An 11,448-nucleotide genomic window follows, 5' to 3' on the forward strand; every position below is an offset into this window, starting at 1 on the left:
TCATTACTTGCCGGCCGACGCGTCGGCACGCATTTTTACGATCTTCTGCGCCTTGACGGTATCCGCGGCCAAGACGTCCTTCCAGCCCAGGCCGACTACATCCTTCTGCAGCTTCGTCCACAGCTGGTCGAACTCCGCTTGGTTTTTCGCGAAGACCATCTTCCAGGAGGTGTTCTTCACGTAGTCCGAGATCTGGCTGCGCTTGTTCTTAATGTCCGAGGAATCGGTTCCGAGACTTGTGTTGATATTCGGCACGATGTCGATCATATTGTTCTTCAGGTAGTAGTCCGTCGCGTTCTCGGCATTGTACGTCTTCTGCCAGTCCGTCGTCAGCGCCGTCTTGTTCGCTTCGATCGTCGCGCTCCAGTAGTTGCTGTTATAGAACTCCTTGGTGTCCGGATCAAAGGTAAAATCGCTCATGATCATCGTGTTGAGCTTGCTCTGCCCGTCCTGGTAGCCGCCGCCGCCGTACTCGTCCGGCACGGGCGTATTTTTCTGGAAGGCTGTCTGTCCCACTTCGGTCAGCTGGAACTTGCCGTCGGCCGTCTTCTCGTAGTTGAAGCCCTCGAAGCCGTTTACGTAGTAGCGCAGACCTTCCGGGGAGACGAGCCAATCCATGAATTCCATGATGCGTTCGGGATCTTTGGCCTTCTTGCCGATCGCGAACACTCTTCCGTTGCCGTAATAGGCGTCGCTGCTCTGAATGATATGGGTGTCGGCGATCGGGATCGCGACGTTGCCGTCTCCGTTTTTGCCGCGCTCGATGGAATTGTAGAAGCCTCGCTGCCAGGAGTACCACAGGAGGAGCACCTGCTTGTTGGTCAGCTTCTCCGACACTTTGTTCCAATCCTGCGTCGGCGAGTCGGGGTCGATCAGTCCCATTTGATTGGCTTTAAAATAGAATTGCAGAATCTTCTTGTACATGCTGTTGTCGTCGACGAGCGGAACGATGTCGCCTTTGGCATTAAGCTGGATCGTCGACGTTCCGTCCGGCTGCTCGAAGCCGTACCAGCCGCTGACCCACCGTACGTTCTCCATGCTGCCGCCGTCCCAGTCCTTCCATAGGGAGATCGGCACGATCGGCTTGCCGTCCGGCGTCTTCGGATATTTCTCCTGCATTTGCTTCAGCACGTTCAGCAGATCGTCCAGATTGTTCAGCTTGGGCGCTCCGACGCCCTTGTAGTAATCCCAGGGCATGATCGGGCTGGAGTAGGGGATCTCTTCCGAGAACGTCGTCGGCGACGTGTCCGCTTCGAACGTCGGCAAGCCGTAGATCTTGCCTTCCGGATTGACCTTGTCGAAGCCTGCGTTAAACGGCTTGAAATGGTTGTCCACGTATTGGGACAGGTACTTCGTAGACTTAAGCTTATCGGTCAAATCCAGTACGAGACCGGCCGGGATCAGCTCTTCCAGCTGACTGTTGTCGACGATCAGGAGATCTCCCAGATCGCCCGCAGCCGTGCGGGTCTTGTACAGCTGATCGCCGGCGACCTGCGGCGCGAGAATGTTCAGGGTAATATTGAACTTATCCTTGACGAGCTTGCCGTACCACCCCGTCTGCTCGCCTTGATAGTTGGCGGCATTGTCGAACACGGTGATGGTGAGCGGCTTGCTGTGATCGATCGAACCCGCGGCTTGGGATGCGCCGGCGCTCGCGCCGGACGGCGCAGCGGATGAGGAGGCATTCTTGGACCCGTCGCTGCACCCGGTCAACGCTGCCGATGCGAGGAACAGGCCCGTCAACGATACGGCCATCGATTTTCGGACGACTTTCATGTTTTTACTCATTGGAAACCCCCGTTTGATCAAATTATTATAATGGCGCAAGCGCGACTCAGCCTTTCACCGCGCCGATCATAATCCCTTTTACGAAAAACCTCTGGAATATCGGATAGATCAGCAAAATGGGCGCTACGACGATGATGGTCACCGTCATGCGGATGGACGTGGTCGTCTGCTTGGTCGACAGGCTGGACATCGCGGTCGAGCCGGCGTTCTGCAGGTTAACCATCGTGGATAAAGAGCTCGCCTGATTGATGTAGTTATATAGAATAAACTGCAGGCTGTAGAGATTGTTGTCCGTCACCAAGAGCAGCGTATCCTGGAAGGAATTCCACTGATCCACCGCCGCGAATATCGCGACCGTCGCCAAAATGGGCTTGCAAATAGGCAGCATGATCCTGAAAAAGATGGTCATGACCCCTGCCCCGTCGATGGCGGCCGCTTGCTGCAGCTCCTTGGGCGTCGATTCTACGAACGTCTTGACTAGAATGATAAAGAACGGAGCGACGATCGTCGGCAATACGTAGGCCAGGAAGTTATTGGTCAGGTGCAGCGATCTCATCGTCAAGTACCAGGGAATAATCCCGGCGTTAAAGAACATCGTGATGACCGTGAACCGGTACCAGAACTTCCGCGCCCACATATCCTCCTGGGAGAACATGAAGCCCAGGAAGGCGGACGCGCCCACCGTCAGACTCGTTCCGATCACCGTTCTTCCCAAGGAGACGAGCGCCGCGTTGCCCAGCCCGGGTATTTTGAACACGTCGATGTAGTTCTGGAAGTGAATGTGCTTCGGGAAAAACACGACATCGCCTCTGGCGCTGATATCGTTGGCGCTGATCGTGTTAATGATGATCGAGTAAAAGGGATAAACGCAGATCAGCGCGAACAGGGAGAACAGCGTATAGATGACGACGGAGATGAATTTGTCCGTCGCGCTCATTTTATAGCTCGTTTTTTTATCCAATCGGCTCTGATGCGCCATATCGGGTACCAGCTCCGCCAGGTTGTCGCTCATACGATGCTCTCACCTCTTAACATTTTGGACAGTCCGTTCACCGAAAAGAGAAGAACGACGCTGATCAAGCTCTTCAGCATGCTGATCGCGACGGACACGGAATAGCTGCCGCCTCCCATGGCCAGGTTGTACACGTACAAGTCCAGAACCTGAATGCTGTCCTTGTTGAACGCGTTCTGAAAGACGAAGTATTGCTCCAGGCCGTTGTTCAGGAAGCTGGCGATCTGCAGCATGAGGAGCACGAAATACGTCGGCAGCATGCTCGGCAGAACGACATGGCGAATCACCTGCATGCGGGTCGCGCCGTCCACATGGGCCGCCTCGTAGAGCGAATCGTCGATCCCCATGATCGCGGCGATGTACAGGATGGCGGACCAGCCCAAGGCCTTCCAGGTCGTCCACATCCACATCGTCAGCCATACATGGTCGGCGCTCTGGAGGAACAGGATCGGCGCATCCGTCAATCCCAGCTGCCGCAGCATGCCGTTGACGATGCCTTCGCTGGAGAACATGGAGAAGGCGAGCGAATACACCAATACCCAGCTGATGAAGTTCGGAAGGGTGGTGACCGTCTGGATGAACTTCCGGAAGCGGACGGCTTTGATCTCGGTCAGGAAGATGGCGAACACCATGGGGAGCCAGGAGAAGAGGAGCGTCAGGCCGCTCATGCCGAACGTGTTCTTGATGACCTGCAGCAGCTGATCGACCTTCACTTGGTTTTCGACCAAGGACCGGAACCACTGCAACCCGACGAACGGCGAATCGGACAACGGAATCGGCGGCGTATAGTCGAAGAAGGCATAGACCCAGCCGTACAGCGGGTAGTAAGCGAAGATGAAAAGCAGCGCCATAAAAGGAGCTATATATAGAAACTTTCTTATCGACGTGCTTCGCGTGTTGTATTTTAGCATGCGTGCTTCGTCTCTCCTCTTCGAATCAGATGGGCCTTCCCTGTTATCATCGCCATCCCCCTCCGTTCATCATCTTCCGTGTTGTTTGCGCTTTCATGTTTACATTATAGGCACCCTGCCGAGCCCGGAACTACGTGCAACTTTTTACTTGCTTAACGTTCGTTTACGTAAATGAAAGCGTTATATATTCCAGGAAGTGCGCTCATTGGAAGACGCTCGCGTCGATGACAGGGGTGAGCCGATGCGCAAGCCCCATGAGACGCGCCGGGCGTCGAGTTGTTCTCGGTCAGGAACAAAATCGGTCTTTGTGCCGCGCCGGGCTCCTAGGTGTTCTCGGTTAGGAACAAATTCGGTCTTTGTGCCGCGCCGGACGCCCAGATGTTCTCGGTCAGGAACGCTTGACCATCACGGCGCTCCAACAAAAAAAGATGAAGCAGGCAAACGCTGCTTCATCCTTCAGTCAAACGCTATTCTCGTCTCCCGGATACGGATCGATCGTCCGGATCGCCCCCTCCTCGTCGTAATGCAGCTCCGTATACTTGACGCAGCGCTTGTGATTGACGCCGCCCGACAGGGAACTGTCGTGGTAGAAGAGGTACCACTTGTGCTGGAATCGGACGATGGAATGGTGGGTGGTCCAGCCGACCACTGGCGTCAGAATCGTCCCCTTGAAGGTATAGGGCCCGAGCGGGTCGCGGCTGACGGCGTAGACGAGCTTGTGCGTCGTCCCGGTCGAATAAGATAGATAATATAAGCCCTCGTGCTTATGCACCCACGGTCCTTCGAAGTAGCGCCGGTCCTCGTCCCCCGCGAGGATCGGATCGCCGGCCTCGTCGACGATCTCGATCTCCTGCGGAGCGGTCTGAAGCGACAGCATATCGTCGCTCAGCAGCGCGACGCGAGGGCCGAGCGCAGGCGCGCCCGGCGCGGGCTCGGCCGCCTCCGGCCGGAATTCGCCAGTCTGCCATTTTTCCAGCTGGCCGCCCCAGAGCCCGCCGAAGTACATATAACTGCGGCCGTCATCGTCCACAAGCACCGCGGGATCGATGCTGAAGCTTCCTTCTATATAATTCGGCTGCGCCCTGAACGGCCCCGCCGGGGATGAGCCTGTCGCCACGCCGATCCGGAAGATCCCTTCATGGTCGCGTGCCGGAAAGAACAAATAATACATGCCGTTCTTGTACGCGGCATCCGGCGCCCACATCTGCTTGGACGCCCACGGCACGTCCCGTACATGCAGGGCTTCGCCATGGTCGACGACCGGAGAATCGAAGTTCTCCAAGGATAACACATGGTAATCCTCCATCCGGTATTGGTCGCCGTTGTCGTTGCTCTCGCCATCGTGATCCAGATCGTGGGACGGGTAGATATAGATGCGCCCGTCGAATACGTGCGCCGACGGATCCGCAGTGTATATATGCTTAACGAGCGGTTGATGCGGCTTCGGTGCCTGATTCATGCCAGATCTCTCCATTCTGTTAATAAAGTCTGCCCGCTTAGCCGACGTCGCCGCCTTTGGCGTAGCGAAAATAATCGAAGTCCGCGAAGCCGCCGATCTCGCGGGTCGCATAGTTAAACAAGCCGATCCGGTACCCCATGAAGTGATCCAGCGTGTACTTCATCTTGAGCGGCCGGCCGATGGTTCTCCATGCGACTCCGTCGGCGGAAAAAGCGAAGACGGCCATATCCGCGCCGTCCCTGAAGTCAAATTCAATCCTCAAGCCGATCCGCTCGCTCTCGTACGGCAGACGCTCGACGATCTCCTCGCGGCCGTCCTCTCCACGCACGCACATCGCGACGCTTCGCTCGCCGTTCTCGCCGGTCCATAGGCCGACGGTGCCGAAGCTGCTCTGCAGCGCGACTATGCCGGCGCGATCCCCCGCCTTCATCCCCGCCGCGTCCAGCAGCGTCGTCCCGACGCAGGACGGCCCTTCCGTCCGCTGCGTCAGCGTATTGCGCGCCCGCTCGATCCGGTCGGCGATGACACCTGTCGCCAGCCTCAACCAGCTCGGCCGCTCCGTCACCGACCACAGCTCGTCGTCCGGGTTGTGATTCCACTGCCAGTTCAGCGCCAGCTTGTTGCTGCCATAGACGAATTCGTCGCTGATCACGAGCGGCTTGGACGCCGAGCGCGGCTGCGGCGCCTCGAGCTTCTCTGGCACTTTGCCATCCTCGCCCAACGCCGGCCAGTCGTCCTCCCAGCGCATCGGCACGATGCACGGTACCCGGCCGACGGCGTCGCGGTCCTGGAACAGCATCGCGTACCATTCGCCCTCCGGCGTATCGACGATTCCGCCCTGGGCGACGCCGTTGTTGCGATAACCCAGGTCGTCGTCGAGCACGATGCGTCGCTCGTAGGGGCCGAGCAGCGAGCGCGCGCGATAGACCAGCTGCCGACGGCGCCGGTGGCCGACGTTCGGCCATTCGATGAAGAACAGATAATAGTAACCGTTCAGCTTGTAGGCATGGCAGCCCTCGCAGCGTAAGCCGATCCCCTCGCGATCCGTCTCGAACAGCTGCCGGTCTAGGCCGCCCTCCAGGGGTGAAGAAGCGTCCTCCGTCAGCTCTCGGATGCGAATATCGCCGTTGCCATAGATTACGTAGACGCGGCCGTCGTCGAACAGCAGGCTCGGATCGTGATGCAGACCCTCGATGACAGAGCGCTCCCAGGGGCCCTGCTCGATATCCGCGGTGCGATACACGTAAAACCGGTTCATGTCGTTGCAGCTGAAGGCGACGTAGAAGACGCCATCGCGATACCGCAAGCTTGCGGCCCACGAGCCATTGCCGTATATGCCCTTGCCGTCTCGCAAATTGTGGGCGTCGTTATCCTCGAGCGTCCCGAACACATAGTTCACGAGCTCCCAGTGCATCAGATTCGCGGACTTCATGATCGGACAGCCGGGCATCGCATGCATGCTGGTGCTGACCATATAGTAGACGGAGCCGACCCGGATGACGCTTACGTCCGGGACGTCGGCCCAGAGGATCGGATTGGTGACGATGGTATGCATAGGGATCTCCCTTTGTCGTATTTATGGATGGTTGGCCGATGACCGCCCTTTCACTTTGAAGTAAATCTGGAAAGGTTCATACCCGATATCCCGAATACGTCTCATGGGAATCGCAGGATCCTGATTGACCGTCTTGAAAAAGTATCGCCAGCTTCCCCACTCGCGCTCGTTTTCCATCTCGACCTCGGACGCGACGTCTTCGTTTTCCGCATGCAAAATTCGTTCGGTCTCGCCGATCCCCGCCAGCACTTCCGGACCGAACCGGAACGCCCCTATGCTCCCGTCGTCCGGCAGCGGAACGAAGCGGATCCCGATCGGCAGGATGACGCTTACTTTGTCCCCGTCCTGCCAGGTTCGGCGGATGGCGTGGAATCGGCCGCTATCCGCAGTCCTTCCCTGAAGGCTTCCGTTGACGTAAATCGTCGCATCCGACATCAGCCATTCCGGAATCCTGCAGTGTATCGCGAATTCCTTCGGCGCGGACGTGCGCACGACAAAATCGTGCTTGCGATACGACGGCACATTCTCGTAGACCGCGGTCATTTCATTAATGCCCTGAATGCCGGCCGTAATCGAGGAATCCATCAGGCTTCCGCTCATGCGATCCTGGGATTGAACGATCCGTACGGGATCGCCTCCGATGTCCGCTGCCAGCTCCGAATCGAAATATTGGCATACATAAATGCCTTCGTCCCGGTCTTGATAGTAGAGCCCTCGGTTCCAGGCTGCGTTCGCCTGGACCATCGTCCCGTGACAGCAGAAGAAGCTGTCCGTCTCCGTGCTCCAGTCCTTGCGCAGACCGGCCTTCATCGGCAGAAAGTACGTAAGCAGTCCGGTCGAAGGTTCGTCATGCTTGCTGCCGGTGAGCGGGTACTCCCGGTAGTACGCCTGCGCCATAATGCCGTTATACAGGTTGTACTCGATGTATTGCGCATAGGAGGGATCTCCCGAATGCCGGAACAGAAACTCGGCCAGACGGTTCATATTGTAGACCGTGCAGTGTTCCTGGTTTTTGTCCCCGAGACGCGCCTTCATCTTCTGCTTGGGCATCCACACCTCGCCGGCCGTCTGTCCGCCCGTCGCCAGATAGCCCCTTTCCGTCACCGCGCAATTCCAGTAGGCTTTCACGATGTCCATCCATCGTTTTTCGCCCGTGACCTCGAAGGCTCTTGCGCAGCCGAGCGCTTCCGGGATGGTCGTATTCGCGTGCATATTCGTCAGCGGGTCTTTGCCTTCGAGAAGGGGTTGGAACAGACGACTGCGATAATAGCGTTCGAGCAGCGCCTTATATTTCTCCTTGCCGGTGATGCGCAGCAGATCTGACCATACCTCCAGCATCCCGCCGGTCTCCACGTCCAGAATATCGTCGAATTGCTCCCTGGAGAATAGGCCGCTCCAATCCGCGAACCAGTCCGCGAACGAATCCGCGATGACGAGCGCCTTCTCGTTTCCAGCATAAAGATAGGCGTCGACTAGACCCATCAGCAGCTTATGGAGATTGTATTGCGGCGCCCAGACGCTCTTGCCGCTAGCTATCCAGCGCAGATATTTCTCCGGAATGGGACCGATCCAGCGCCCTCCGTTGTCCTTCTGGCACTCCGCCAATTCATCGATGATGAGATCCATTTTCGCCTTGAGCTCCGGATCCCCCGTCCCGTCGAATTGCAGTGCCGCCGCCGACAGCCAATGGCCCAGGAAGTGTCCCCGCAGTTGACAGACCGGAGACTCCCAGCCTCCGTGAGCGTCTTGCGGTATTTCCCGGCCCGTGAATCGGCCCGCCTCCAGCCGGTAATTAAAGAGCAGATTGTCGCTGGTCAGCTTCATTAAATACGCACGATTCGCCGCTTCCCTGCGATTGATATCCTCATCGCGCACGAGGACGCTTTTCCCCTTCAATCCTTTCACGGACGTATTCCTCCCCCTTGAGATTGGTCGATGCGATGATCAAAGACTGGCTTCGAACTCTCGCTCGAAAGGCGCCGCAAACGCATAGCTCCGTCCAGCCTCGACGTTCAGTTCGACGATGTCCGGCCCGAGACCGCGAATGCGACATACGCCGGCTCGGGCAGCTGCGATCACGACCCGTCTTAGCAGACCTTGCGACCACTCCATGTCCACCGTATATCCTCCCCGAGCCCGAAGTCCGCGCACGCACCCGTCGCCCCAGGCCGCCGGCCAGGCAGGCAGCAGATGCAGCGTGCCCTGGTGACTCTGCAGCAGCATCTCGGCGATGCCTGCCGTCCCGCCGAAGTTTCCGTCGATCTGGAATGGCGGGTGGTTATCCAGCAGGTTCGGCAGCGTGGAGTGGCCGAGCAGCGCCAGCACGTTCTCGCGGGCCTTGTCCGCATCCCTCAGTCGCGCCCAGAAGTTAATGATCCACGCGCGGCTCCAGCCGGTATGCCCGCCGCCGTGCGCGAGACGCCGCTCCAGGGTGACGCGCGCTGCGCCGGCCAACGCCGGCGTCGCTTCCGGGGTGAACTGCTCTCCGGGATATAACCCGAACAGATGCGAGATGTGCCTGTGGCCGGGCTCCGCTTCTTCGTAGTCCTCCATCCACTCCTGGATCTGGCCATGCTTGCCGATCTTCGTCTCGGGCAGCCGGAGCAGCGCGTCGGACAGCTCCCGGCCGAACCGGTCGTCGAGGCCGAGGATGCGGGCGCTCTTCAGACACGCGTCGAACAACGCGCGAATGATCTGGAAGTCCATCGAAGCGCCGGCGCAGAGCACGCCGGATTCGCCGCCGGGCAGGATGTACGTATTCTCCGGGGAGATCGAAGGGCATGTGACGAGCCGCCCGTCTTCCCCTTCGATCAAGTAGTCGAGCACAAATTGAGCCGCTTCCTGCATGGTCGGATACGCTCGGGCCAAAAAAGCCTCATCCCCGCCGAACGCATAATGCTCCCAGAGATGGAGGCAGAGCCAAGCCGCGCCGAGCGGCCAGAAGGTCGAGGGGGGCCATCCGTCCTGCGGCGCCGTATCCGCCCAGATGTCCGTATTGTGATGCGCGGCAAACCCGCGGCATCCGTACATCGTCTCCGCTGTCCGCCGTCCCGGCTCCCGCATCCGCTCGATCAGCTCGAATAGAGGCAAGTGACACTCCGCCAGGTTACAATTCTCCGCCGGCCAGTAATTCATCTGGGCGTTGATGTTGATCGTATACTTGCTGTCCCAGGGCGGCAGAAAGTGCGGATTCCAGATCCCCTGCAGATTCGCCGGCAGCGAGCCCGGACGGCTGGAGGAGATCAGCAAGTAACGGCCGTAGTGGAAGTATAAGGATACAAGTCCCGGATCGTCTTCGCCTTGTTCGACGGCTGCCAGTCTCTCGTCCGTAGGACGTTCTTCTTTTCCGCCGGCCGGGCATGCGATCTCCAGCCGCACGCGATCGAAGAGTGCGCTGTAGTCCGTCACATGACGCTTGAGCAGCTCCTCGTACGAACGTCTGGCAGCCTCGCCTGCCGCCTCTTTGCACGCTAGCTCCGGATCCGCCGAGCGGAACGTCGTAGCGGCCGCGACGTACAAGATCGCCTCGTCCGCTTGTTCGACCAGCAGATATTCCCCGATCGTACGGCTTGTGCCTCCTTTGACGACGGCCTTCACCGCCGCGCTGTAGGCGACTCCGTCTTCGCCGCCGGCATGGCCGGCCATCGCCAGACCGTCCGTTCCCCATGTACGGACGACGTCCATATATCTCTGCTGCCCGCGGTTCCATCGCACCCGGAAGCTCAGCCGCCCAGGCCGGTCGGCCGTAACACGAACCGCGATGACTTGATCCGGATAGCTGGCGAAGGCCTCGCGGTTATACTGAACCCCGTCCTGAACGTAAGATACTGTCGTCACGCCGCGTCTCAGATCCAGTACGCGCCTATACTCCCCGGCGGCGCCGCCGGAAGGCGCGAATCGAAGCTCCAGATCTGCTAATGACACATAATGCCGCTGGGATTCCGGGACCCCGGTCAGCGCCATTAAGGCCAGATCCTCCGCCTCGCGGAGCCTCCCGGCCAAGATCAGCTCCCTGATCCGGGGCAAATTCGGCAGCGCGTCAGGATTGTTGCGATCCCGCGGGCCGCCGTGCCACAGCGAATCCTCGTTCAGTTGAAGACGCTCGTCGCTCACGGCACCGAACACCATGGCGCCCAGGCGACCGTTGCCGATCGGCAGCGCTTCGTTCCAATCCTTGGCGGGCTGCGCGTACCAGAGCCTCTCGCCGTCCGAGCCCGAGCCTTCGATCATGGATCATGCCGCCTTCCGGAATGTTGTTGGTTGCGCTTACATTTAATTATTAAGAATTGCGGAGCCGAGTACAATGCGCAAGTCTTTACTTCGTTATCCGATGTTTACGTTTTGGCGCAGTCACCGCCAGTTAGATTCCGCCATGCCTCTCTCTACATATGAAAGAAGCGAAGGTATCCCTTTTGCCGGATGAACCTTCGCTTTTAACGCTCCCACTTAAGTAGGAGTAACTTTGACCAATAGGAAGAACGGGGGATTGAGGTCCCTATGCAAGGATGAGAAGGACAGGGGATATTCCTGATGATGGAAGCGATGGTATATTCATTTATGCAGAAAGGTTGTTCGCCCCGCGCTTCAATCGCCGGCGACGTTCAACCCAAAAAAGAGCAGTCATATTTTGGCAACACGCTGAATGCTGCCAAAGTATTCATGCCTTGATTGGCCGGACCGATATTCTCTTCTATCTACCCGTCACTCCGTCTTTACCCGCACA

8 protein-coding genes are annotated in these 11,448 nt (G+C 58.4%); 1 reads left to right on the forward strand and 7 read right to left on the reverse strand.

The genetic code is table 11. The features are described 5' to 3' along the window. Positions 1-3: 3 nt before the first annotated feature. The 7 genes from PQG80_RS12880 to PQG80_RS12910 all read right to left on the reverse strand — a co-directional run bounded on the left by PQG80_RS12880 (position 4) and on the right by PQG80_RS12910 (position 10,955). Complete coding sequence (locus PQG80_RS12880; RefSeq protein ID WP_271751772.1) at positions 4-1,788, reverse strand: type 2 periplasmic-binding domain-containing protein; 1,785 nt, start codon at positions 1,786-1,788, stop codon at positions 4-6. A gap of 46 nt (positions 1,789-1,834) precedes the next feature. After that, positions 1,835-2,800, reverse strand: a complete 966-nt coding sequence (locus PQG80_RS12885; protein WP_271751773.1) for a carbohydrate ABC transporter permease — start codon at positions 2,798-2,800, stop codon at positions 1,835-1,837. Next, positions 2,797-3,711, reverse strand: a complete 915-nt coding sequence (locus PQG80_RS12890) for an ABC transporter permease subunit (protein ID WP_271751774.1) — start codon at positions 3,709-3,711, stop codon at positions 2,797-2,799. Before PQG80_RS12890 ends, PQG80_RS12885 begins: the two co-directional genes overlap by 4 nt. A gap of 460 nt (positions 3,712-4,171) precedes the next feature. Then, entirely contained in the window at positions 4,172-5,170 is a 999-nt protein-coding gene (locus tag PQG80_RS12895) for a glycoside hydrolase family 43 protein (RefSeq protein WP_271751775.1), read from the reverse strand. Positions 5,171-5,207: 37 nt separating this feature from the next. Then, positions 5,208-6,725 (reverse strand): glycoside hydrolase family 43 protein, encoded by a 1,518-nt coding sequence (locus tag PQG80_RS12900; protein WP_271751776.1) that lies wholly within the window; start codon positions 6,723-6,725, stop codon positions 5,208-5,210. A 21-nt stretch (positions 6,726-6,746) separates the two neighbouring features. After that, a complete protein-coding gene (locus PQG80_RS12905) occupies positions 6,747-8,630 on the reverse strand; it encodes a beta-L-arabinofuranosidase domain-containing protein (RefSeq protein ID WP_271751777.1) in 1,884 nt (627 codons plus the stop codon). Between the two features lie 39 nt (positions 8,631-8,669). Next, the gene (locus PQG80_RS12910) at positions 8,670-10,955 is read right to left on the reverse strand and encodes a glycosyl hydrolase family 95 catalytic domain-containing protein (protein ID WP_271751778.1); all 2,286 of its coding nucleotides are present in this window, start codon (positions 10,953-10,955) and stop codon (positions 8,670-8,672) included. Positions 10,956-11,255: 300 nt separating this feature from the next. Between PQG80_RS12910 and PQG80_RS12915 the strand changes: the two genes are divergently transcribed. Further along, on the forward strand, positions 11,256-11,393 hold the full coding sequence (locus tag PQG80_RS12915) for a hypothetical protein (protein ID WP_271751779.1): 138 nt from the start codon (positions 11,256-11,258) through the stop codon (positions 11,391-11,393). Positions 11,394-11,448: the final 55 nt, after the last annotated feature.

The sequence above is a fragment of the Cohnella rhizoplanae genome (assembly GCF_948329515.1).
Taxonomy (GTDB): Bacteria; Bacillota; Bacilli; order Paenibacillales; family Paenibacillaceae; genus Cohnella; species Cohnella rhizoplanae.

Coding starts and splice junctions, on each gene's coding strand:
- PQG80_RS12885 (WP_271751773.1), bottom strand. CDS start 2,800: ATGAGCGACAACCTGGCGGAGCTGGTACCCGATATGGCGCATCAGAGC.
- PQG80_RS12910 (WP_271751778.1), bottom strand. CDS start 10,955: ATGATCGAAGGCTCGGGCTCGGACGGCGAGAGGCTCTGGTACGCGCAG.
- PQG80_RS12900 (WP_271751776.1), bottom strand. CDS start 6,725: ATGCATACCATCGTCACCAATCCGATCCTCTGGGCCGACGTCCCGGAC.
- PQG80_RS12890 (WP_271751774.1), bottom strand. CDS start 3,711: ATGCTAAAATACAACACGCGAAGCACGTCGATAAGAAAGTTTCTATAT.
- PQG80_RS12880 (WP_271751772.1), bottom strand. CDS start 1,788: ATGAGTAAAAACATGAAAGTCGTCCGAAAATCGATGGCCGTATCGTTG.
- PQG80_RS12915 (WP_271751779.1), top strand. CDS start 11,256: ATGATGGAAGCGATGGTATATTCATTTATGCAGAAAGGTTGTTCGCCC.
- PQG80_RS12895 (WP_271751775.1), bottom strand. CDS start 5,170: ATGAATCAGGCACCGAAGCCGCATCAACCGCTCGTTAAGCATATATAC.